The sequence below is a fragment of the Myxococcus sp. SDU36 genome (genome assembly GCF_030168875.1).
Lineage (GTDB): Bacteria > Myxococcota > Myxococcia > Myxococcales > Myxococcaceae > Myxococcus > Myxococcus vastator.
On sequence record NZ_CP077414.1, the window covers coordinates 1,562,790 to 1,585,860 of the forward strand.

At 70.0% G+C, this 23,071-nt stretch carries 19 protein-coding genes and 1 tRNA gene; 10 read left to right on the forward strand and 10 right to left on the reverse strand.

Annotated features, from left to right (window positions below; all coding sequences use genetic code 11):
* Window positions 1-7 precede the first annotated feature (7 nt).
* Entirely contained in the window at window positions 8-856 is an 849-nt protein-coding gene (locus tag KGD87_RS06505; RefSeq protein WP_284666621.1) for a CHAP domain-containing protein, read from the reverse strand.
* A 135-nt stretch (window positions 857-991) separates the two neighbouring features.
* Between KGD87_RS06505 and KGD87_RS06510 the strand changes: the two genes are divergently transcribed.
* The 6 genes from KGD87_RS06510 to KGD87_RS06535 all read left to right on the forward strand — a co-directional run bounded on the left by KGD87_RS06510 (window position 992) and on the right by KGD87_RS06535 (window position 7,390).
* Window positions 992-2,683, forward strand: coding sequence for a HEAT repeat domain-containing protein (locus tag KGD87_RS06510; RefSeq protein ID WP_284666622.1), 1,692 nt, complete (start codon window positions 992-994; stop codon window positions 2,681-2,683).
* Between the two features lie 44 nt (window positions 2,684-2,727).
* Window positions 2,728-4,806, forward strand: a complete 2,079-nt coding sequence (locus tag KGD87_RS06515; protein WP_284666623.1) for an ATP-dependent helicase — start codon at window positions 2,728-2,730, stop codon at window positions 4,804-4,806.
* 90 nt (window positions 4,807-4,896) lie between these two features.
* The gene (locus KGD87_RS06520; RefSeq protein WP_284666624.1) at window positions 4,897-6,519 is read left to right on the forward strand and encodes an Hsp70 family protein; all 1,623 of its coding nucleotides are present in this window, start codon (window positions 4,897-4,899) and stop codon (window positions 6,517-6,519) included.
* Window positions 6,520-6,527: 8 nt separating this feature from the next.
* A complete protein-coding gene (locus KGD87_RS06525) occupies window positions 6,528-6,953 on the forward strand; it encodes an SCP2 sterol-binding domain-containing protein (RefSeq protein ID WP_284666625.1) in 426 nt (141 codons plus the stop codon).
* Window positions 6,954-6,965: 12 nt separating this feature from the next.
* Window positions 6,966-7,235 carry a hypothetical protein gene (locus KGD87_RS06530; protein ID WP_284666626.1) on the forward strand — a complete coding sequence of 90 codons (270 nt, stop codon included), beginning with the start codon at window positions 6,966-6,968 and terminating at the stop codon, window positions 7,233-7,235.
* Window positions 7,236-7,318: 83 nt separating this feature from the next.
* Window positions 7,319-7,390 (forward strand) — tRNA-Val (locus KGD87_RS06535).
* Window positions 7,391-7,540: 150 nt separating this feature from the next.
* On the opposite strand, the gene KGD87_RS06540 is transcribed toward KGD87_RS06535, so the two are convergent.
* Window positions 7,541-8,503 (reverse strand): TerC family protein, encoded by a 963-nt coding sequence (locus tag KGD87_RS06540; RefSeq protein ID WP_284666627.1) that lies wholly within the window; start codon window positions 8,501-8,503, stop codon window positions 7,541-7,543.
* A gap of 323 nt (window positions 8,504-8,826) precedes the next feature.
* Here KGD87_RS06540 and KGD87_RS06545 point away from each other — a divergent pair, with 323 nt between their 5' ends.
* Both KGD87_RS06545 and KGD87_RS06550 read left to right on the forward strand, forming a co-directional pair.
* On the forward strand, window positions 8,827-9,918 hold the full coding sequence (locus KGD87_RS06545) for a carbohydrate-binding protein (RefSeq protein WP_284666628.1): 1,092 nt from the start codon (window positions 8,827-8,829) through the stop codon (window positions 9,916-9,918).
* 270 nt (window positions 9,919-10,188) lie between these two features.
* Window positions 10,189-11,796 (forward strand): Rieske 2Fe-2S domain-containing protein, encoded by a 1,608-nt coding sequence (locus tag KGD87_RS06550; RefSeq protein ID WP_284666629.1) that lies wholly within the window; start codon window positions 10,189-10,191, stop codon window positions 11,794-11,796.
* Between the two features lie 85 nt (window positions 11,797-11,881).
* Here KGD87_RS06550 and KGD87_RS06555 read toward each other — a convergent pair whose 3' ends face one another.
* From KGD87_RS06555 to KGD87_RS06570, 4 genes are all read right to left on the reverse strand, one after another.
* Window positions 11,882-12,451, reverse strand: a complete 570-nt coding sequence (locus tag KGD87_RS06555) for a hypothetical protein (protein WP_284666630.1) — start codon at window positions 12,449-12,451, stop codon at window positions 11,882-11,884.
* Between the two features lie 167 nt (window positions 12,452-12,618).
* Window positions 12,619-13,758, reverse strand: coding sequence for a hypothetical protein (locus KGD87_RS06560; RefSeq protein ID WP_284666631.1), 1,140 nt, complete (start codon window positions 13,756-13,758; stop codon window positions 12,619-12,621).
* Window positions 13,759-13,809: 51 nt separating this feature from the next.
* Window positions 13,810-14,910: a hypothetical protein gene (locus KGD87_RS06565; RefSeq protein WP_284666632.1), complete on the reverse strand. Its 1,101-nt coding sequence runs from the start codon at window positions 14,908-14,910 to the stop codon at window positions 13,810-13,812.
* On the reverse strand, window positions 14,907-16,160 hold the full coding sequence (locus KGD87_RS06570) for a glycosyltransferase family 2 protein (protein ID WP_176415474.1): 1,254 nt from the start codon (window positions 16,158-16,160) through the stop codon (window positions 14,907-14,909). Before KGD87_RS06570 ends, KGD87_RS06565 begins: the two co-directional genes overlap by 4 nt.
* 173 nt (window positions 16,161-16,333) lie before the next feature.
* On the opposite strand from KGD87_RS06570, the gene KGD87_RS06575 reads away from it, so the two are divergent.
* The gene (locus tag KGD87_RS06575) at window positions 16,334-17,110 is read left to right on the forward strand and encodes a 4'-phosphopantetheinyl transferase family protein (protein ID WP_284666633.1); all 777 of its coding nucleotides are present in this window, start codon (window positions 16,334-16,336) and stop codon (window positions 17,108-17,110) included.
* A gap of 9 nt (window positions 17,111-17,119) precedes the next feature.
* Here KGD87_RS06575 and KGD87_RS06580 read toward each other — a convergent pair whose 3' ends face one another.
* Window positions 17,120-17,905, reverse strand: a complete 786-nt coding sequence (locus KGD87_RS06580) for a thioesterase II family protein (protein WP_284666634.1) — start codon at window positions 17,903-17,905, stop codon at window positions 17,120-17,122.
* A gap of 106 nt (window positions 17,906-18,011) precedes the next feature.
* On the opposite strand from KGD87_RS06580, the gene cysC reads away from it, so the two are divergent.
* The gene (gene cysC / locus KGD87_RS06585) at window positions 18,012-18,569 is read left to right on the forward strand and encodes an adenylyl-sulfate kinase (RefSeq protein WP_284666635.1); all 558 of its coding nucleotides are present in this window, start codon (window positions 18,012-18,014) and stop codon (window positions 18,567-18,569) included.
* 52 nt (window positions 18,570-18,621) lie between these two features.
* On the opposite strand, the gene KGD87_RS06590 is transcribed toward cysC, so the two are convergent.
* The 3 genes from KGD87_RS06590 to KGD87_RS06600 all read right to left on the reverse strand — a co-directional run bounded on the left by KGD87_RS06590 (window position 18,622) and on the right by KGD87_RS06600 (window position 23,071).
* Window positions 18,622-20,211: an MBL fold metallo-hydrolase gene (locus tag KGD87_RS06590; protein ID WP_284666636.1), complete on the reverse strand. Its 1,590-nt coding sequence runs from the start codon at window positions 20,209-20,211 to the stop codon at window positions 18,622-18,624.
* Window positions 20,212-20,312: 101 nt separating this feature from the next.
* Window positions 20,313-21,740 (reverse strand): TolC family protein, encoded by a 1,428-nt coding sequence (locus KGD87_RS06595; RefSeq protein ID WP_284666637.1) that lies wholly within the window; start codon window positions 21,738-21,740, stop codon window positions 20,313-20,315.
* The gene (locus KGD87_RS06600; RefSeq protein ID WP_284666638.1) at window positions 21,737-23,071 is read right to left on the reverse strand and encodes an HlyD family secretion protein; all 1,335 of its coding nucleotides are present in this window, start codon (window positions 23,069-23,071) and stop codon (window positions 21,737-21,739) included. The genes KGD87_RS06595 and KGD87_RS06600 overlap by 4 nt, the downstream gene beginning before the upstream one ends.

Genomic DNA, 23,071 nt, shown 5'->3' on the forward strand with positions numbered 1-23,071 from the left:
GGGCCCGTTACCGCAGTGCCACGGGGACGGGCTTCTGGGCCTTGGGGCGATTGGGCAGCACGCTGCCGTAGCCTCCGAAGAGCTGCCCGGTGAGGACGGGCGCGCGGTTGGGGCCCGGGTGCCGGAGCATGTCGTTGAGCACCTCGCCCGTCTTGGGATCCCTCCGAAGGTGCGGGCGCTCCAGGTTCATGCGGTAGCGCACGACGCCGCGGCGCACGCGGTGGATGACGGTGACAGTCCCACTGGCGCTCACGTTCTCCACGATGCCCACGTGGGTGAGGCCATCATTGCGGCGCCCGTCACGGTTCTGGTCATACGTCTCGTTGAAGAAGACGAGGTCGCCCGGCGTCGGCCGCTCTTCCGAATACACGCGGCCTCGCGAGCGGGCGAAGCGGTACATGGCGGTGACGCCGTTGTCGCCGGGCCGCACCGTTCCCCGGAAGGTGACGCCGGCCTGGGCGTAGACGCCTTCGATGAGGCCCGTGCAGTCGGACGGGTACTTCCGGCCGTTGAGCGAGACCTGCGTCTTGCCCACCAGCGAGCGCGCCGTGGTCACCACCTTGGCGCGGGCGTCACCGGCCACGGGGGTGGGGCGCGTGGCCCGGGCCGGCGTCGCGCGGGATTTTCCACCCGGCGCCCCGGCCGGGCGGGCGGCCACCTTGCCGGGACGCTCCGCGGGCGCCTCGCGGTCCGCGGTGGCCACCTGCTTGGAGAGGGACTCGCGCGGGAAGGCGGGCGGGGAGGCGGAGCGGTAGCGAAGACTGTAGGAGTCCAGCCAGGGCTCCAGCGGCGCGCCCGTGGTGGCGCAGCCGGTCGCCAGCGTGGCGAGGATTCCCATCAGCGTGACTGTCCTCATGGTGCGACCTCCCTGTAGCGTCCTGGGGGCACATGGTCCGCCCGGGACGCTGTGTCGTCAAAAAACCCACCCAGGCAACCGTCCGTCCAGGCTCGGGTTTCCGGGTGGGCGCGGGTGCGGTATGGCTCCAGGGACATGGCCTCCTTTCGCCGAGCCCTCGCCGTCCTGTTGCTGGCCACTGGCTGTCTGCCCTCGCCGTATGACCGCGCGGCGAAGAAGGACACCATCGACGGCTATCGCGCCTTCCTTCGCGAGTACCCCACGCACGTGGACACCGACGCGGCCGAGGCGCGGCTGGAGGAGCTGGAGTTCCAGGAAGCCAGGCGCCTGCACACGGTGATTGCCTACAAGCGCTTCCTGGAGGCGTACCCCGACGCGGCCCAGGCGCGCACGGCGAAGACGCTGCTGGAGGGCCTGCGCTTCAACGGCGCGAAGGAGACGGACTCCGTCGCCGGCTGGCGCCAGTTCCTCCAGGAGCACCCGGAGGGCGTCCAGCGGGACGAGGCGAAGCGCCTGCTGGCGGAGGCGGAGGCGCGCGAGCTGGCCACCACGGAGGATCCGCGCAAGCTGGCGGAGTACCTGCGCGCGTCGCCGGATGATCCCCGCCGCCAGGACGTGGAGGCCCGCCTGGATGCCCAGGCCTTCGCGCAGGCCAAGGCCTCCGGCGCGACGAAGCTCTTCGCGTACCTCAAGGAGCACCCGGCCGGCGCGCACCGCGAGGAGGCGCGCGTCCTGCTGCTGCAGTTGGAGGTGGAAGGCCTGCTCGTCTCCGGCCTGGTGGACGAGGCCGAGGCCCGGGTGAAGGCCCATCCCCTGGGCCCGAAGCTCACGGCCTTCCCGGCGCGGCTCGCCCACGCCCGCGCCGAGCGCGCCGCCCTGGCTCGGCCGGAGCCGCTGGCCCAGGCCGCCCACGTGGGGCACTACCTGCGCGGAGTGGAGGACCTGAACCGCGCGCTGGTCGCGCCCGACGCGCTGGACCGTTGGCAGGCGGCGGAGGAGCTGGGCCAGCACGTATCGGTGCGCGTGTTGGATCCGCTGCTGGAGAGCCTGCGCGCGGCGCGCAACCCGCTGATTCGCCAGCACGCCCTGGAGTCCCTGCGCACGGTGCTGACGGCGCTGCCCAGGCCGGTGGCGGAGTACGAGGTGTCCTCGCGTCTGGACTCCCTGCGAGAGCGCGCCAACAGCGCGGAGATGTACCTCACGGTGGCGGTGCTGCTGGACCTGTCGGGGCAGCTGGCCCAGGCGTCCACGGAGTACCAGCGCGCCGCCGAGTCGGGCGTGCCGGATCCGGTCATCCTGCGGCGCTGGGTGCAGATTCGCGAGGAGCGGCGTCAGCACTTCTCCGCGGCGGTGGCGGCGCGGCAACTGGCGCTGTGGTCGCTGGAGGTGGCGCAGGAGGAGCCGGTGACGCCCGAGGGCCGCGTGCCCCTGGCGTCGGCGCGGCAGCTCTGCGCGGCGGCCGTCAACGCGAACTTCGCCGTGGCGGCCATTGCCCGCGCCCGGGGCGCGAGCACCGAGTTCCCCGAGGACCTGGCGGAGTTCGAGCGCAAGGCGATGGACGCCAAGCGCCTGGCGGACGCGCGGCTGGCGGACGCGGAGCTGCTGCTGCGGGAGCAGACGCCCGGCGTGAAGACGTGCGCGGACCGCGGGGTGCGGGAGCGCCTGGAGAACGGCGTGAAGGAGCGCACCGCCGCGCTGGACTCGGTGGCGACGAAGCTGCCGGAGGTGGGGCGGCTGCTCCTGGAGGTGGCTCGGGCGCGGGACCCATCGCCCCAGGTCCGCGCGGCCGCGTCCGCCCGGCTGACCGCGCTCAAGCCCGGTCCCTGATCCGGGTGTCCCGGGGCGCCGGGGCGGTTAGAGTCTGCGCCCCCATGGCCTCCCGCACCGATACGCTCCAGGCTCCGGCCGCGACGCCCTCGCCGCGTATCGACTACGCCGCCCTCCTCAACGAGGAGCAGCTGCGGGCGGTGGAGGCGGGGGAGGGGCCCGTGCTGGTGATTGCCGGCGCGGGCTCCGGCAAGACGCGCACGCTGACCTTCCGGGTGGCGCGCATGCTGGAGCGGGGCGTCCCCCCCGAGGGCATCCTCCTGCTCACCTTCACCAACAAGGCGGCGCGGGAGATGACGCGCCGGGTGGAGGAGCTGGCCGGCGCCTTCGTGGACGTGCGGCGCATCCTCGGGGGCACCTTCCACCATGCCGCGCACGTGCTGCTGCGCCAGTACGCGGGCGTGCTGGGCTTCTCCAGGAACTTCACCGTGCTGGACCGCGAGGACGCGCGGGACTTGATGGTGACGTGCATCGCCGAGCGCCGCCTCAAGAGCGACAAGCGCTTTCCCCGGCCTGACCTGGTGCTGGACCTGGTGTCCCTGGCGGCCAACCTCCAGCAGCCCGTGTCACACGTCCTGATGGACCGCCGACCGCAGATGTTGCCGCTGGCGCCCGAGGTGCTCGCCGCCGCCGCGCGCTTCCAGCAGCGCAAGGCGCAGATGCACCTGATGGACTTCGATGACCTGCTGGTGCACCTCAAGCGCCTGCTGACGCACCACCCGGACGTGAAGGCGCAGCTCACCGAGCGCTTCCGCTGCGTGCTCGTGGACGAGTATCAGGACACCAACCGGCTCCAGGGCGACCTGGTGGATCTGCTCGCCGGGGAGCGCAAGGACCTCACGGTGGTGGGGGACGACTGTCAGTCCATCTACAGCTTCCGGGGCGCGGACTTCACCAACATCATCGGCTTCCCCGAACGCTACCCGGGCTGCTCCGTCCACGCGCTGACGCGCAACTACCGCTCCACGCCGGAAATCCTGAGGCTGGCCAACACCTCCATCGCCCTCAACCCGAACCAGTTCCCCAAGGTGCTGACGGCGGCCCGGTCCCCGGGCGTCAAGCCGCTCATCGTCCCCGTCCGGGATGCCGGGGAGCAGGCCGCCTACGTGGCCCAGCGCATCGGTGAGCTCCGTGAGCAGGGCCTGTCCCTGGAGGCCATGGCCGTGCTGTACCGGGCCCACAATCACTCGCTGGAGCTCCAGTTGGAGCTGACCCGGCGCGGCATCCCCTTCCGGGTGCGCTCCGGCGTCCGCTTCTTCGAGCAGTCCCACATCAAGGACGTGCTGGCCCACCTCCGGCTGGTGAACAACCCGGGGGATGAGCTGGCCTTCAAGCGCGTCATCCGGCGCGTCCCAGGCGTGGGACCGGCGACGGCCGAGCACCTCTGGACCGCCCTGCGCGCTTTGCCGGAGGGGACACCCCTGGCGGAGGGGCTGGCCCATGCGGACGTCCGCGCGCACCTGCCACGCAAGGCGCGGCAGGGCTTCCAGTCCTTCGGTGACCTGATGGGGCGGCTGACCCGGCCGGAGGCGCCCCCCTCACCCGGGCGGCTCATCGAGGACGTCCTCGCCGGGGGCTACGCGGACTTCCTCCGGGCGGAGTCCTCCGAGGAGGAGCACCGGGAGGACGACGTCCGCCAACTGGCGGAGTTCGCCGGCCGCTTCGAGGACGTGGCGCGCTTCCTGTCGGAGATCGCCCTGGTGTCGGAGTTCGCGGCGGGGGAGGCCCTGAGGGAGGGGGCGCCCGAGGCGTGCCTGACGCTGTCCACCGTCCATCAGGCCAAGGGGCTGGAGTGGCGGGCCGTCTTCGTCCTCTGGCTGGCGGACGGACGGTTTCCGCTGTCACTGGCCACGCGCCTGCCTGAGGAGGAGGAAGAGGAGCGGCGGCTGTTCTACGTGGCCCTGACCCGGGCGCGGGACACCCTGGCGCTGGTGTACCCCCAGTCGGTGTTGCCCCGGGACGGGGAGCGCATCCTCCTGCGGCCGTCCCGGTTCCTCCAGGAGCTGCCCGGCGGGGAAGACGCTCCGTTCGACCGGTGCACCCTGTCCACCCTGGAGGCGGAGCCCGAGGGGGCCATGGGGCCGCAAAGTCCCCCTCCGGGTGGATCGGACCCGGCGGACTGACACCGTCGCCCAGAAACGCGCACTCCCGTGCGCGACGTGATAGACAGTGGAATCAGGGGCGGCGTCTTCCGGCACGAGCCCCGTCACTTCATGGCGGACAGACCTCGCATCATCGGGATTGACCTCGGCACCACCAACACGCTGGTGGCGTCCGTCCGCAACCGCATCCCGAAGATCGTCCCCACCGATCGCGGCAACCTCACGCTGCCCTCCGTCGTGGCGCTGTCGGCGCGCGGCGACCTGTTGGTGGGCGGGGTGGCCAAGGATCAGATGGTCACCAACCCCAAGAACACGCTCTGGGGGACCAAGCGGCTCATCGGGCGGAAGTACAACTCCAAGTCGGTGGACGACCTCAAGGGGTACTTCCCCTACGACATCGTCGAAGGCGCCAATGGGGACGCCGCGGTGATGATGGGCGGCAAGCTGTACTCGCTGCCCCAGGTGTCCAGCTTCGTGCTGGGCCAGGTGAAGACCATCGCGGAGCAGTTCCTGGGCGGCCCCATCGAAGGGGCGGTCATCTCCGTCCCGGCCTACTACAACGACAACCAGCGCAACGCGGTGAAGGAGGCCGGCCGGCTGGCGGGCTTCGACGTGAAGCGCATCGTCAACGAGCCCACCGCCGCGGCGCTGGCCTACGGCTTCAACCGGGGGCTGGATCAGAAGGTCCTCGTCTATGACCTGGGCGGCGGGACCTTCGACGTGTCCGTGCTGCACCTGGCCGGCAACGTCTTCGAGGTCCTGGCCACGGGTGGCGACACCTTCCTGGGCGGCGCGGACTTCGACAACCGCATCATGGAGTACGTGCTGGAGCGCTTCCGGGAGGAGACCAAGGTCGACCTCGGCACGGAGAACCCCATCGCGCTCCAGCGCATCAAGAACGCGGCGGAGGCGGCGAAGATCGACCTCACGCTGATCCCCAACGTCGTCATCGACCTGCCCTTCATCGACGAGCGCAAGGGCAAGCCGCTGGATTTGCGCATCCCCCTGACGCGCGAGTTCCTCAACAGCCTCACCGGCGACCTGGTGGACCGCACCTTCGAGATCTGCGACCGCGTGCTGGAGGAGAAGGGCATCTCCCGCGCGGAGATCGACGAAATCATCCTGGTGGGCGGCCAGAGCCGCATGCCGCTGGTGCAGCAGAAGATCCAGGCGCACTTCGGTAAGGCGCCGCGCAAGGGCGTCCACCCGGACGAGTGCGTGGCCCTGGGCGCGGCGCTGCTGGGCGACTCGCTGGGCAGCATCGACGCGGTGACGCTGCTGGACGCGCTGTCCATGCCCATTGGCTACGCGATGCCCAACGGGCGCGTGAAGCGCATCATCGAGAAGAACTCGCTGATCCCCATGGTGAAGAGCTTCCGCCTGCCTCCGCCGAAGGAGCCGGGCTCGCCCTTCATCGAGCTGGACATCTACCAGGGGGACAGTGACCTGCTGGTGGACAACGAATATCTGGGCACGGTGCGCGTGCCCTCGGCCGCGGCTGGCCGGAAAATCGACTTCCGCCTCACCGAGGAGTGTCTGCTCCAGGTGACGGTGGAGGACGCGAGCGGCATGCGCAAGGTGGACCTCGCCACCCGCGACACGCCGGAGCAGCTCAAGCGGGCGCTCCAGGAAGTCGCGTCGCGACACTCACAGCAGGTGCCCAGCTCCAGCAGCAGCGGGAGCGACGACCGGGGGCTCTTCTCCAGTATCAAGAGCATCTTCCGGAGGGGCTAGGAGTCCAGATGGCGAAGTTCCCGTCGAAGGAGTGGGTGGACGAAGCGGTCCGCCTCACCAATGAGGATCCCGAGTGCGCCATGGCCGGCAGGGGCTGGAAGGGCGACTTCGGGGCGGTGGTGGAAGCCGAGCCCGGCATGCTGGCGAAGACCTTCGTGGTGCACGTCGTCCCCGGTGACTGCCGCATCGAAAAGGCACGCGTCCTGGCGGATCCGGACGACCTGGAGGAGCTGGAGCCGGTGTACCTGGCTCGCGCGCCCTACAGCGTCTGGAAGCAGCTCCTCAAGGGGACGCTGGACCCGGTGGAGGCGGTGCTCAAGCGCCGCATCTCCATGAAGGGCGACCTGCAGCCGCTGATTGAGCGCATGAAGTACAAGGGCATCGCCGATCGCGTCTTCGCGCAGTTGCAGACGCAGTTCATCGACGAGCCCTGAGCGGGAGACGTCATGGGAATCAAGGACGACCTGAAGAAGCAGGCCCTCAACGTGTCGGGCAAGGCCATGGAGAAGCTCATGGCCGACGACCGCCGCGCCATGGCCATTGCCAACGCCATTGGGAAAGCCCAGCGCGGCAAGCAGGCGCTCGACCGGGGGCAGGAGGAGCTGATGAAGGCGCTGAACTTCGCGCCCCGCAGCGAGTTCAAGACGCTGGGCAAGCAGCTCTCCGGCCTCAAGCGCCGGCTGCGCGAACTCGATGAGAAGCTCGACGCGCTGTAGTCGAAAATGCGTTGACACCTGAGCGGGCCAGTGGCATCTACACCCGCGTTCGCGGCTGGCAACACCGGCGGCGGGCAGCAGAAGGGCGTATAGCTCAGCGGTAGAGCACTGCCTTCACACGGCAGGGGTCGCAGGTTCAAACCCTGCTGCGCCCACTCAAGAAAGGCCGTGAGTCCGAATCGGGACTCACGGCCTTTCTGCTTTGCGGGCTCCGGCTCCGCCGCTGCGTCGGACGCAAGAAAGCCCACCCCGCTTGCTGCGCGGAGTGGGCTTCTTGAGAGCGCGGCGTGAGGCCGCGGCGCGTCTCAGAGCTTGGGCGCGTCAGGCATGTCGACGGCGGGCGTGTGCCGGGCCTTGATGAGCGACGCGGCGATGCTCGCGCCCAGCAGGCCGGCGATGACCACCAGGGACACCGCGGGCGGCACCTTCACGAAGTCGATGATGGCCATCTTCGTGCCCACGAAGACGAGCACCGCGGAGAGGCCCACCTTCAGGTAGCTGAACTTCTCCACCGCGCCGGCCAGCATGAAGAACATGGAGCGCAGGCCGAGGATGGCGAAGATGTTGGACGTGAAGACGATGAAGGGGTCCGTCGTCACGGCGAAGATCGCGGGGATGGAGTCGAGCGCGAAGAGGATGTCCGACGCCTCCACCAGCAGCAGCGCCATCAGCAGCGGCGTGGCCAGCTTGCGGCCGTTCTCCACGGTGAAGAAGTGGTGCCCGTCGAAGTTGGGGGTGGAGGGGATGGTCCGCCGGGCCAGCCGCATCAGCGCGCCCTCCTCCGGGTTGTCCTCCTTGTTGCGCTGGAGGAAGAGCTTCACGCCCGTGAGGATGAGGAAGCCGCCGAAGACGTAGATGAGCCAGTGGAAGCGGGCCAGCATCGCCACGCCCGCGAAGATCATGATGGCTCGCAGCACCAGCGCGCTGAGGATGCCCCAGAAGAGCACCCGGTGCTGGTACAGCGAAGGGATTCGCAGCGCGGAGAAGATGACGACGAAGACGAAGATGTTGTCGATGGAGAGCGACTTCTCGATGAGGTAGCCGGTGATGAACTGGAGGCCGGGCTCGGGCCCGAAGTTCCACCAGACCCCCGCGCCGAAGACGAGCGCCAGGCTCACCCACACCGCGCTCCAGCCCAGGGCCTCCTTGAACTTCACCACATGGGCTTTGCGGTGGAAGACGCCCAGATCGAGCGCCAGCATCGCGATGACGAAGGCGACAAAGCCGGCCCACAGGCCCGGACTGCCGACGCTTGGGAAGGTTTCCATATGGTGGCGTCAGATAGGAGTCATCCGAGCCTTCCACAAATAGGAATTCTGCCCGCACTCCATCGAGAAAACCGAAGAAATGGCCGGCCAGGGAGCATACGACCAGTCAAAAACATCCCAAATGTTTGGGAAGTGGTTTTGACGGCGGTGGGTTTGGAACCGTCCCGGCTGGAAAAATCAAACACGGGGCTATGAGACCAGCCAGGCGTCACCGTCCCTGAGGGCAGCTACTCCTCCCGACGGAAAGACGCGTCGAGCGCACTCCAGGCGATAGGCGTCTGGGGGCTCGTCACCCTCATGCCTCAAGCAGTAAGGACGCTATTTTGACTCGGAATCGTTTTCTGTCCTCGACGTGTGGTGCGCTCTTCGCTCTGGCCGCCATCACGGGCTGCGGGAATGAAGCTGGCAACGAGGATTCGAACACGCCAGGGCAGACCGAGACCCCTGGTCAGTCTCCGCAGGTGCCTGCTCCCTCTCCGTCCGAGCAGACCCCTGGACAGCAGACCCCCGGCACCCCGGCGCCTGGGGACTCTGACACGTCGCCGGATGAGCCGGTGACCACCTTGCCGCCCGACGAGGAGCCTTCGACGAACCCCGGCGACCCGTCCACCGAGCCCGAGCAGCCTGGCGAGTCGGGCGCGGACAAGTTCGGCGTGACGATGATTCACCCGTCCGTCTCCGGCGGTGAGCAGTGGTTCCTGGCCGACGACGCGATGTCCGACAGTCGCTTCGATCCGCAGGACGACCTCACGCGCAACTCGGACGGCTCCTGGAATCTCAAGAGCGACAAGGTGCGCATGAACGTCTTCACGTCCTCTGGCTACAAGCCGAATGAGATCGCCACGTATGACCGCGACGTGCTCACCAGCCGTGGCTACATGCAGTCGCCGAATGACTGGAAGAACATCGAGATGACGGGCTTCGTGAAGCTCAACTCCGCGTCCGATGAGTCCGACAACTTCGACATGTATGCGCGTGGCGGGAAGCACAACGACGACAACGAGGGCTGCGAGGGCAGCAGCTACAAGGGCGCGCTGCACTTCGATGGCCGGGCCCGCTTCCAGAAGGAGTCGTGGCACGTCTCCTACGAGCAGGCGCCTTACGAGCAGGTGACGGAGCCGCTGACGGGCCGCTGGGTGGGCTTCAAGACGGTGATGCGGAACACGCAGGTGAACGGCAAGGAGGCCGTGCACCTGGAGATGTACCTCAACGAGAACGCGGACAAGGTCTCCTGGGAGAAGATCTACGACTTCGTGGACGCCGGTGACTGGGGCGGTGACGCCGAGCACTGTGGCGGCGCGGATGGCGCGGTTCCTCTCTCGTGGGGCGGCCCCATCGCCACGTTCCGCTGGGACAGCACCGACGACGTGGACTTCAAGTGGCTGTCCGTGCGCGAAATCGCGCCGGAGCAGTGAGCCGCTGACGCCTGGCGCGCCCGCTGACCGGGGGCGCGCCTGAGCGCAAGTCCGCAGTCCCACGAGGGCGTGGGGGACCCGACGAGGTCCTCCGCGCCCTTCGTGCGTCCATGGACGGGAAGGTCCACCTCCCGGGCGGGTGGCGCGTGTGGCTGCGGCCTCCCCACCTTGCGGGCGCCGACGCGCCAGCCAGCCGCCGGCAGCCCTGTGTCGTCCGTCGGGGCTCGGCGTTCAGGCCGGCCCACTGGCTGTCAGAGAGGAAGACTTCCCATGCACATTACTTTCCTGGGCCACGCCGGGTTCATCGTGGAGACGGCGGGGGCCCTTGTCGTCATGGACCCGTGGCTGTCGCCCCGCGGGGCCTTCGACTCGGCGTGGATGCAGCTGCCGTGCAACCACCACCTGGCGCCGCTCGTGCGGGAGAAGCTGGAGACGCCTGGCAAGGAGCGCTTCCTCTACGTCAGCCACGAGCACAAGGACCACTTCGACCCGGAGTTCCTGGCCACCCTCCGGCAGCGCGACTTCACGGTGCTGGTGCCGCGCTTCCACCGCTCCGAGCTGCAGGACGTGTTCGGCAGGTATGGCTGCAAGCAGGTCATCGCCTGCGAGGACGGTTACGAGGCCCCCATCAAGGGCGGCTACGTGAAGCTGTTCGTGTCGGAGCAGGGGACCAACCGCGACTCCGCGGTGATGGTGCGCGGTGACGGGCAGTGCTTCCTCAACCTCAACGACTGCAAGCTCCATGACCGGATGGGGCGCATCGCCGCGGAGGAGGGGCCCATCGACGTGTTCTCCGCGCAGTTCTCCGGGGCCATCTGGCACCCCACCTGCTACGAGTACCCGACGGAGACGTACGCGGCCATCGCGCTGAAGAAGCGGGAGAGCAAGTTCGAGGCGGTGGCGCGCACGCTCGAGGTGCTTCATCCGCGGGCGTACATCGCGGCGGCCGGGCCCGCGGCCTTCCTGGACCCGGCGCAGTTCCACCTCAACTTCGAGAAGGTGAACATCTTCCCGAACGCGACGCAGCTCTTCGCCTTCCTGCGGCAGCGCCTGCCCCAGGGGAAGACGCGCTACCTGGAGCCGATGCCCGGGGACGTGCTGGACGCGAAGACGCTGGAGTTCGTCTCGCAGGTGGCCGAGCGGGTAACGCCGGAGAACATGAAGGCGTACCTGGACGACTACGCGAAGCGGCAGGAGTCCGTGTTCCGCGAGCGGCGGCGCAACCTGCTCGTCGCGGAGGTGGCGGAGATTCACGAGCGGCTGCGCGTGGAGCTGCAGCGTAAGCTGGACCTCCTGGACCTGCACGAGCGCGTGGGCATGCCGCTCTACGTGGAGCTGACGGAGCTCCCGGAGCAGCGCTTGCGCGTGGACTTCAAGGCGCGCCGTGTCCACGTGGTGGAAAACATCCAGGAAGAGGTCCGCTACACGCTGAAGACGAGCGCGGCCGACGTGGGGCGCGTGTTGGACCGCAAGCTCACGTGGGAGGACTTCCTGCTGTCGTTCCGCCTGCGCCTGAGCCGCAACCCGGACGTGTACGAGCCGGTGCTGCACGGCTTCCTGGGGGTGGAGATCGAGGACATGCGCGAGTTCTGCGAGGGCATCCGCTCCACCGAGTCGCAGCGCGAGCGCACGGTGGTGGAGGCCGGTGGGCGGCGCTTCTCCATCCAGCGCTTCTGCCCCCACCAGGGCGCCGACCTGTCCGAGGGCTGGGTGGAGGAGGGGCGCTACCTGGTGTGCCCTCGCCACCGCTGGCAGTTCGACCTGGAGGCCGGGGGCGCGTGTACGCAGAACACGTCCTCGCTCTGCGCGGAGCTGCTGCCCGAGCGTGAGCAGGAGAAGCCCCAGACGCCGGCGGCGGACCCGCGGCCTCATCTGTAATGCCAGGTCCCCTGGGCGCCGCGCGGTCGACGTGGCGCTCATGGGAGGCCGTGCGCTCACGCGGCCGTGGTGGCGTTCGCGTGCTTCAGGGCGGCTGCGTGGAGAGCTGAAGGCTCAGCCGCACGTTGTCCGAGCGCAGGCCCACCGGTGCCTCCGGTGCGAGCGCCTCCTGGGGCACCTCGCCCGTCCACGCGAGCGCGTCGTCCGCCCAGACGCGGAGGACGTTGCCGTCGAGCTGGGCCCGCAGCGTGTGGGGCTCGCCTGGCGCGGGCGCTTCCAGCCGGACGTGCCGCGCGGGGCGCAGGATGGCGTAGCCCCGGTTTCCGCACTCGCGGCTGGTGTGCTGTCCCGGGTTGCGTTTGAAGTTGACGACGATGCCCGGCTTGGGCGCCAGCCGCCACATCGCGTACAGCACGTTGCACGCGTCCACCGCGAAGAGCTTGAGGCCCACCTGCTGACGCTGTTCCCCCGAGGCCAGGGCCACCTGGCGCTCGGTGGGGCCCAGGAGGGTGAAGCGCAGCGCCACGTCGCGTGTCGTGCTTCCAGGGACGACCGCGCGCATGCGGGGCCCGTCGACGAGGAGCTGCTCGCCGGGGCCGGGCTCCAGGCGTCCTTCCGTGACCTTCAGTCGGGACAACGGGACGCGCGTCAGCATGCGCCTGCCTTTCTTCCGGGAAGCCCCAGGGGGGCGTGGCTCCCCCCGTTCTCTCGGCGCGAGCCGTGGCGCCGCAACCCCGCCATCCCGGTCCCCATCCGCCGGACGGGCGCCGGCGCCCAGCAGCGCGGCCATGACGCCGCAGCCCACGAGCAGCCGGCGCGGTGTCACGGCGACCGGGCACCCAGGAAGGACTGAAGCGATTCCACGTGCGCGCGCAGATAGGCCTGCTCCGCGCGCAGGCGGGTGAGCTCCATCATCAGGTAGCCGCGGAAGCGGCGAATCTCCCGCGTCTGGAGCGCGTCCATGGACTGGAGCTGGGCCTCCAGGTCCGACACCAGGGTGCTCAATTCGCGCAGGCGGCCCTCTTCGGTGCGGTGGACGGCGCGCAGCTCGGCGATGAGCTCGTTGACCCGCTGGGGCACGCCCGACACGTCGTCGAGCGTCGCGCGGCGGCGGCCCTCCCGCGCGCGTGCGTTGGCCGAGCCCTGCCACAGGTGGCCCAGGTTGAAGGACAGCGTGAGCTGCCCGAAGAGGGGCAGGTCCTGGTCGGCGTCGATGAGCTCGTCGTACCCGCCGCGCAAGCTGACGCGCCAGGCGCGCGAGCGGCGCAGCGCGCCGTTATACGACTCGAGCTGGTCATCCGCGGCGCGCAGCTCGTTGAGCACGCTCTCCAGCCGCTGACCTTGTTGAAACCGGGGCCGTGCCGCCAGCCGCGCGCGAGCGACCTGCGTGCTGGTGGCGAGCTGTCGCAGCCCATCCAGCCGGACCTGCACCGCGTTCAGCTCCTCCAGCGTCACCTGGCCCTGCTTCATGTCGTTGCGCAGTGACGTGAGCAGCGCCTCGGCGTTGGGCAGCGCCTCCTCCAGCACGCGAGCCCGAGCCTCCAGCGCGGCCTGTTCCCCCAGGCCGTTGCCCTGGCGGATGGCGGCCTCCAGCACCACCATCGCGCGCTGCCTGCGGCAGTCCGCCTCCGCGCGCTTGTGGAGGGCACGGCCGCGGTAGAGGCCCACGAAGTCGTACATTAAACCCGCGGTGATTCGCGGGGTGGGCTCACCTAGCGGCGTGGTACCGGTGCCACCGGTGGCTTCGCCCGCGTTGACCACGCCGAAGGCCCCGAACACCTCGGGCGCCAGCTCGAGCGCGGCCTCCGCGCTGCCCACGCCGCGCACGAAGTCGCAGTAACCGGCGGCCCGGTCCTCGCTGGACTGCGACGTGAGTTCTCCCGCGGGAGGAGGCGCCGGCTGGGCCAGCGCCAGCCGCGCGGCGATTGAAAGCAATGCGCCACAAGTGACGGTCATCCGCATGGTCGAGTGTCTCCGGCTCCGAGGCCGTCTCCAGGCAAAGGGTGTTTGGGCTCACAGCAGCAGCGGCGGCCGGCCCAGGTGGAGCAGGTCTTCCCGGGCGGAAGGCGCGTCCGTCAGTTGGACCTCCACCATGACGCCGCGGAGCATGTACTGGCGGATGGGGTGCTTGAGGGACACCTCGCCCTCGAGCACGCGCCCGATGACGCCCACCTCGTGGCACCAGAAGACCTTGGCCGCGCACGAGTACAGCGGTGTGCCCTGCTCGGCGTTCGGGATGTTCTCGTACGGGACGAAGGCGACCGTGAGGTCCTTTTCGATGGCCTTGAGGTAGGGCGACGCACGCAGCGACGCAATCAGCGTGTCGTAGCGCAGGGCCACCTCGTCCAGGGCGGCCAGGTCCGTCTGGAGGCTCTTCAGCGTCGCCTCCGCGCGGGCCTGCTCCAGGACGGAGTGCGTGTACTCGCGCTCCAGCAGCAGCACGTCGGACGTCATGCCTTGCGGCGTCTCGTCCTTGCCCATGCCGGACTGCACCGCGGAGAGGCCGGCGATCTCCCGCTGGAGCGAATCCAGCCGCGTCTCCAGGTCCACCGAGGACTGCGCCAGCGACAGGTTGCTCTGCGCCAGCTGCGCCAGGTGGTGGTTGATGGTGAGCTTCTCCTCCTGCTCCAGGAGGCGGGCGTTGTACAGCGCGTCGGCGCGCGTTCGCGCCAGGCCGGCGTAGGCGCGGTTGGACTGTATGATCTCCGCCCGGGCGCTGCTGTACTCACGGCGCAGGGACGACAGGCGCCGCGCCACCCGGTCCCTGGCGTCGCGCTCGCCGCGCAGGGCGACGAGGAAGCGCTGCTGGAACGCGTGCTCCGCGCCGATGGTGCGCTCGGCATCGGAGATGCGGTTCTCCACCGACCGCCGGTCCGACAACACGTGGTCGCGCGCGGACGTCTGCGCGGCCACCTGGGTATTGAGCGTGAGAATCTGTGGGTCCGTTGGCGAGATGACCGTGGGCGTCACCCAGCTGCGGCTCACCAGGAAGAAGCCCTGGACGGACAGGAAGGACACCAGCCCGAGCATGATGAGCGTGAGCAGCAGGGACCCGATGAACTTGTAGGCCGAGACGGCGATGCTGTTGACGCGATTGGCGACGCGTTGGTTCATGGCGTGGTGCCTTCACCAGCATGGGTGGGAGGAAAGCGGCCCCCGGAGTCGAGCGGTGACGTCTCGGGAGCGGCGTTGGCGCTGCCCCGTGTCTCCCAGCTCCCGGAGTCCAGCGTCAGCAGGGCCAGCGGCGTGAAGAGCGCGTACGTCACCGGCATCAGCATGGCCATGGGCAGGAAGCTGGCGCCGTGGACCCGGCGGTCCGCGGGAAGGTGCCGCGTTTCGATTCGATAGATGACCCCCAGCAGTCCGATGACCAGGAAGTGGAAGGCGAGGATGTCCCAGAACTCGCCGGTCAAGACGTTGTGCACGATGACCAGCGGGTAGGAGAGGAGCAGCGCGAGCTGCGACACGTAGTGGACCGTCACCACCGGATGGAGCCGCCAGGCGTGGGACAGGCCGCCCAGCAGGTCCACCAGGTTGGAGCGGCGCCACCGGAGCTGCTGGGAGAAGTACCCGGCCAGCGTCGACGGCGCGGCGGTGAAGCAGAAGGCGTCCAGCGTGTAGACCGTCTCGTAGTCGTGCTTGACGATCTGCCGCGTGAGGAACCGGTCCTCGCCGTACTTGATGGGGATGCCCGCAATGGCGCGCGCCTCCAGGATGGGCTCCAGCTCCAGCAGCACGTGGCGGCGGTACGCGGTGAGGCAGCCCGACAGGCACATCACCTGGCGGAAGCTGCGCTCCAGGTCCTTGAGCCACTCCTGGGCGAAGTGGAACTTGATTTCAATCATCCGCGTCATCCAGTTCTGATGACGGTTCGTCACGTAGGTGCGGCCGCCCACCGCGGCGATGCGCGGACTGGCGAAGCGGCGCACCAGCTGGCGGACGGCGGCCTTGTCGACGATGACGTCCGAGTCCACCGACACGATGATCTCCGCGTCCGTGGCGGCCTTCACCGCGCGGTTGATGCCCTTGCGCTTGCCCATGTTCTCCGGGTTGCGCATGACGATGACGTTGGGGTTTCCCTCCGCCGCCTTCAAGGCCCAGGCGTAGCTGTCATCCTTGGAGCAGTCATCCACCACCACGATTTGCAGCAGGTGGCTGGGATAGTCCTGCTCCAGGAGACTGCGGACGCCGTGGTAGATGCCTTCGCCTTCGTTGAACAGCGGGATGACGATGGCGACTCGCGGCAGGTAGGTGTCGTCGACCCGGTCGAACTGCCGCCCCTTCAGGCGCCGTAGCAATGGCCCGAGGACATAGCGGTTCATCAGAACCACCATGAAGAGTAACTGAATTGGAAAGAGCTCCATCCGTCCCTGCCCCCCATCACGCCACCACCGCGAACCCCAACACGAGCGAGCGAAAGGTTGGCGGGGACAACGGTGTGCGCAAACTGCCTCGGGGGGCGGTGACAGTGGCCATCAGTGGCCATGCCACGCAGAAGCACGCAGGAGCGAGCACAGAGCGGTGGTAGAAAGGAGGCATGCCGACCGACTTCCAGCCCCTCGCGCTGCGTCCGGATGAGGTCCATGTATGGATTGTCGAGCCCGAGCGCATCGACGACCGGCGCCTCCTGGACGCCTACTGGGCGCTGCTGGACGCGAAGGAGCGCGACAAGCAGCAGCGCTTCCGCTTCGAGCGGCACCAGCGCCAGTACCTGGTGAGCCATGCGCTGGTGCGGCTGACGCTGTCGCGCTACGCGCCGGTGGCGCCGGAGGCCTGGGCCTTCGACACCAACACGTACGGCCGGCCGACGGTGCGGGGTGAGTGGGGCCCGAAGCTGCGCTTCAACCTGTCCCATACGGACGGCATGGCGCTGGTGGCGGTGGGGTGGGACGCGGAGCTGGGCGCGGACGTGGAGGACGCGCAGCGGCAGGGGGAGACGGTGGAGATCGCGGACCACTACTTCGCCGCCTCGGAGGTGGCGGCGCTGAAGGCCCTGCCGCCGGAGCGGCACCGGGAGCGCTTCTTCGAGTACTGGACGCTGAAGGAGTCCTACATCAAGGCGCGCGGCGCGGGGCTGTCCCTGCCGTTGGATCAGTTCGCCTTCCACCTGGAGCCGGGACAGGCGCCGCGCATCTCCTTCGACCCGCGGATGCAAGACGTGCCGGAGGCGTGGCAGTTCGTTCAACTGCGCCCGTCGGAGCGGCACCAGGCGGCGGTGGCGGTGAACCGGCCCCGTGGGCAGCCGCTGACGGTGCGCTGGCAGTTCACCGTGCCGCTGGCCGGGGACACGCCGCCCCGGTTCCAGGCGGCGTAGCCGGCGGGCTCAGGGCGCGCGGCCCATCCACCGGTTCAGGTCCTCGCTGACGTGCGCGAGGAGGGCGTCCCGCTGCGACTTGATGAAGAAGTGGCCGCCGGGGAAGAGGCGGACGCGGACGTCCTCGCTCCGCGTCTCGTCGCGCCAGCGCTCCAGGTTCGCGGTGGGCACGTGCGTGTCCTCGGGCGAGCCGACGATGGAGAGGGGGACCTCCAGCTTCGCGGGCTGGGGGCCGTCCTCCGTGAAGGCGATGCCGAAGTCGGCGCGCAGCATGGGCAGCACCAGCTCCAGCAGCTCGCGGTGCTGGAAGATCTCCTCGGGCGTGCCGTCATAGCGCCGCAGCTGCGCGATGAACTCCGGCTCGGGCAGGTGGTGGATGGGCTCGCGGGCGTTGACGGACGGCGGCCCGGCGGCCCCCAGGAACAGGCCGACGGGGCGCGGGCCGTTGCGGGCCTGGAGGCGCCGCGCGAGCTCCAGGGAGATGCGCGCGCCCATGCTGTAGCCGAAGAAGGCGAAGGGGCGGTCCAGCAGCGGCGCGATGGCGGGCAGCAGCGCGTCCACCAGGGCAGTCAGGCTGCCAATGGGCTTCTCCGACAGGCGCCGCTCGCGGCCCGGGAGCTGGACGGGGCACAGCTCCACGCCCGCCGGCAGGCCCTGGCTCCACTGGTTGTAGATGGCCACGCTGCCACCGGCGTACGGCAGGCAGAACAGCCGCAGCCGCGGGTCCGTCAACGGCTTGCGAGTGGGGAACCAGCGGTCGGGGGCGTGAGGGCTCGAGTTGGACGCGCTTTGCATGACGTGAAGGCTCTGTCGCATGGCCACGGAAAACGGGTCAAGTCCCGGAGGCCGCGTGGCGTGTTAGCGTTTCGGGGACGCTCAGGGGCGTCGTTCTGGAGTCACCATGGGGCGTTCGGCGGGCTTCATACTCTGGCTGACAGGTCTGTCAGGCGCGGGCAAGAGCACCCTGTCCCGCGCCCTGCATGCGCACCTGGCCCCGTGGATGCCCGCGGAGGTGCTGGATGGCGATGAGGTGCGCACCTGGCTGTCCCGCGGCCTGGGCTTCACCCGCGAGGACCGCGAGGAGAACGTGCGCCGCATCGGTCATGTGGCCCGGCTGCTCGCGAAGCACGGGGTGGGCGTCATCGCCGCGGCCATCTCGCCCTATGCGGGCTCGCGCGCCCAGGTGCGCCGGCTGGCCGAGGAGGCGGGCATCCCCTTCGTGGAGGTCTTCGTCCAGGCGCCCCTGGACGTGCTCATCGCCCGGGACGTGAAGGGGCTCTACAAGAAGGCCCTGGCCGGCGAGCTGGCGCACTTCACCGGCGTGTCGGACCCCTATGAGGCGCCTGAGGCGCCCGACGTCACCGTCCGCTCGGATGTGGACACCGTGGAGGTGGGCCTGCGGCGCGTGCTGGAGGCGCTGCGAAAGCGGGGCCTGCTCGACGCCGCCGCGGCGGCGTGACGCGCGTCCCCGAGGTGGGGCAGGGGCCGCGCACCTCGGGGGCGCCGTGGACTCAAGCGAGGATGCGCTCCATCTTCACGTAGGGGCGCTCGGCCTGGATGCCGTGGGCGCGGCAGTGCTCCAGGAACTTGTTCGACTCGACAATTTGCGGGGCCTTGTCGTCGTAGACGAGGATCATCACGTGGCGCAGCCACGGCTCCTGGCCCATGGCGTAGACGTAGACCTCCTTGGGCGACAGGTAATGGGTGATTTCGATGGCGCGCGCGCTGTCCGAGCCGTTGAGCCGGCGGGCCTGGTCCATCTTCCGGGGCAGGGGATTGCACAGCAGCGGGCCGTACATCCAGCTCATCGGGCCGCCCTCGCACTCCATGCCGAGGAACAGCACGTCGATGGTGCCGACGATGTCGCGCAGGTGCTGGTACATGCGCGGCTCGATGGCGTTGGAGTCCGCGGCCATCAGCATGGACTTGCCGCCCAGGCGCACCAGGTGCGCCGTCTTGGCCTGGATGGCCAGGTCGCTGTGCTCGCCCAGGAAGGGCAGGCCGGTGATGGAGCCGCCCGGCACGGGAATCTCCTGGAGGTCGTCAATCTCCACCACGTTCTTGAAGCCGTTGTGGTGGAGCATCAGCCGCAGCGACGGGTCCGCCAGCGAGTTGCCGTTGTTGCGCGGGACGATGATGCAGCCCACCCGGTGCCGCAGTTGGATGAGCGTCTCCATCATCAGGTGGTCGGCGTGGCCGTGCGTGAGGACCACGTAGTCGATGCGCTCGGGCAAATCGGAGTGGGTGAAGCGGGGGAGGTCCGTGGGGAACTCGTAGCTGATGACGGGGTCGGTGAGGATGCTGACGTCCTTCGTCTCCAGCAGCACGCAGGCGTGGCCGAAGTAGCGCACGCGCACGCCTTCACCGGTGTAGCGCTCCGTGCGGCGGGGCTCGACGTCGGTGAAGAGCGCGGCGAAGGCGTCCGCGGCGGAGGCGGGCACGCCGAGCATCTCCGCCACCTGACCGGGCGAGCCCGGCGTGTGGCGCATGCGGAAGAGGGCGTCCAGGCCTTCGTGCTTGTAGGGGACGCGCAGCCACAGGGGCGTGTCCTCCTCCAGGCGGGGCGTGCTGAAGATGTAGGGCCGCCAGTCGCCGTCCACCTGCATGAGCGTCACGCTCTGCGAGGACTCCTTGTGGAAGGGGCTGCGGTACAGGAGCGGCTCGATGTACCGCGCGCTGGCGCGGTTGCTCAAGTCGTACGTCAGCTCCACGTAGCCGCGGAGGATGTCGGGCACCTTGGCGTAGAGGCCCTCCAGGGAGCCGCCGTTGTTGGGCGCCATGAGCTGCTCCAACTCCGCCACCGCCTTGGTGTACGCGAGCATGTTGGCCTGCTCCTTCTGCGTCCGCTCCAACAGCTCCTTCACGCGCGGGGCCTTCGCCGCCGGGTGGTTGATGAACGGGCCGCCCATCAACATGGGGTTCTTCAGGGCCGCCACGTGTACGTCCGGGTTCGCCACGAAGGACTGCATCAGCTTCTGGTGCAGGTTCGTCACGAACAGCGGGGCCGTCGCCGGGGACAGCAGGTACCACCACGCGTACCACTGGTTGTACAGCGGCTCGATGGCGACGTTCGGCTTGAGGTACATGGGTCGGTCCATCATGGCGGTCTCCTCCGAGCGAGGTCCGGAAAACGTCGGGAACGTGGCAAACTTGGAGCCCGTAGATACACGGATTCGGAGGGGGATGCACGGGGGGGGCGCCTTCAGCGCACGGCCACCGGGAGGGCGGCGGCGGCCCGCAGGCTGGCCACGGCCTTGTGGTAGTCGGTGAGGGCGTCCACCTCGCGCACGGCGGCCTCGGCGGCTGTCTGCTCTCGCAGGTTGACGAAGAGGAGCGTGCTCTCGCCCAGCTCGAAGCGCGTGCGCTCGGACCGCTCGATTTCGCGAGCAAGCGTCAGCTCCCGTCGCGCCACGGTGACGCGCTCCCGAGCCGCCTCCAAGGCCGAGAGCGCGTCGCGGACCTCCACCCGTGCCCGGTCCTTCTGCAGGCGCAGCTGGGCCTCCAGCCGGGCCAGCCCGGCCTCCACCTGCAATGCGCGGCCGGTGGCGCCCCGGTTGAACGTGGGGATGTCCAGCAGGAGCCCCACCTCCAGCTCCGGCTTGTCTCTCTTCGGGCTGCCCGCGCCCAGGTCCTTCGCGGCCGCCACGCTCACGTCCACGGCGGGGGCGCGCTGGTTGCGGGCCAGCCGGTGCTCCACGCGCTGCTGCTGACGCGTCAGCTCCAGCCGCTGCACGTCCGGCCGGCGACCCAGCACGTCCTCCATCGCCAGCGGACCCACCGCCTCCTCCGCGGCCACGGGGACGGGGAAGGTCGGCGGCAGCCACGCGGGCTGCGGCAGCACGGGCTGGCCCTCCGCGTCGCGCAGGAAGAGGGACAGCTCCATGGCGCTCTGCTGGAGCAGCCGCTCGGCGGCCACCACCTGGCCCTCGCGCTGCACCACCGCCCGCTGGTTGTCCACCTGCTCGAAGGCGGCCAGGTCGCCGCGCCGCACCCGCTCGAAGAGCTGGCCGTCCCGGGCCCGCGCCATGCGCAGCAGCTCCGCGGCGACGGCGTACCGGCGCCCGGCGGCCACCCACTCCCAGTAGCGCCACGTCGCGGCGCGAGACGACTCCAGCCGCGCTTGCTCCACGGCGTGCGCGGCGGCGTCCGTGCCCAGCTCGGCGCGGGCCACGGCGGCCCGCCGCCGGTCGATGGGGCCGTTGCGCCACAGCGGCACGCTGACGCCCGCGCGCACCTCGCCCAGCGCGTTCGTCTGGTACTGCTCCGCGTAGGTCGGGAACTCGCCGGTGCCCCGTCGCCAGCCGGCGAAGAGGTTGGCGCCCCACAGGGGCGTGGGCTGCTCCACCACGCCCTCCAAGCGGGTGTACGGGTAGCCACCCAGCGGCGTGCTCGCCGCCCGGCCCCGCAGGACAGGGTCGAACCCGCCCTGGGCCGCCAGCAGCTCCGCGCCTGCCGCCTCCGCGTCCCGGCGCGCCGCCTCGACGACGGGGTAGTGGCGCTCCACCGACTCCAGCACCGCCTCCAGGGACAGCGTGGCCTCCCCTCCCTCCACGCGCGCCTGTTCCGACGCCCGCCCTGGCGCGGCCAGCAGGCTCGCCAGGAGCACGGCGCGCAGACTCACCCACGTCATCCCTTGTCCTCCTTGTTCTTCGCCTGTGTCGGCTCCGCGCTGTCCACCACGGGCGGGAAGCCGTTGAAGCGGCGCCACACCTCGAAGCCCACCGTCACCTCGTTGAGGAACACCCAGCCGTTGACGCGGACGCCCTGGCGCAGGAACGCCCCCGAGGGCCACGCGTCGCTCGTCTCGTCCGGCACCACGAGGATGCGGAACTTCCCCTTGCCGTCGTCGGTGGAGTCGATGAGCGCCACCTTGCCGCCGAAGGTGCCCACCGCCACGGACGGCCAGCCGCTGAACTGCACCGCGGGCCACCCCTCGAACTGGAGCCGCACGCGCCGGTCGTCCGCCAGCAGCGGCACGTCGTTGCCCTCCATCCACAGCTCCACCGCGCGCGACTCGGTGTCCGGCACCAGCACCGCCAGCGGGTCTCCCGCCTTGAGCATCTCCCCGCCCAGGCCGCCCACCAGCCGCAAGACGGTGGCGTTCATGGGGGCGCGGACCTCCTGGGTGCGCTGGCGCGCCAGGCGCACGTCCATGCGGGCCAGCTCCGCCTGCACGGACGCCACCTCGGACAGGGCCGACGCGCGCGAGGCGCGAGCGTCCGCCACGGAGGCGCCCACGTCGTTGCCCACCCGGCCCTGGTCGGCGCGCAGCGCGGCCTCCTCGCTGCGCGCGGCGCTCAGCGTCACCCGGGCCCGGTCCACCTCGGTGCCGGCGCGCACCGCCTCCAGCTCCGCCAGCTCCAGGGCGCGCGTGGCGGTGAGGCCGCCTTCCGCCAGCCGCTTCTGGCGCTCCAGGTTGAGGTTCGAGGTGCGGTACGCCGCCTCCGTCGCCTCCAGCGCGCGCTGCGCGGCCAGCGTGCGGTCCCTCGCCATGGCCACCCGCGCCTCCGCCGCGGACGTGGCCAGGGTGCGCGAACCGGAGAGCTGCTCCGCGCGCGACTCCAGCGCCTCCGCGCGCGTCCGCGCCGCCTCCAGCCGCTGCAACAGCGCCGCGTGCTCCAGCTCCAGCCGCGACATGAACTGCGGGTCGTTGTCGGATATCTCCGCCAGCAGGTCGCCCTTCTTCACGCGGCTGCCCTCGCGCACCTCCCAGCGCACCACGCGCCCCTCGATGGGGGCCTCCACGAACTGCTGCCGCTCCACCGGGGTGAAGGCCACCACGCGGCCGTGGCCCACCGCAGTCTGCTGCCAGGGCGCGAAGGCGAGCAGCACCGCGGCGCCCACCAGCGCCAGCAGCACGCGCGTGAGGACATGGGCGGCCCGGGGGGCGCGCACCAGGGTGAAGGCGGCGCGCTCGGCGCGCTCGCCCACCAGGGACTGCGTCAGGGGTGTCGTGGCCAT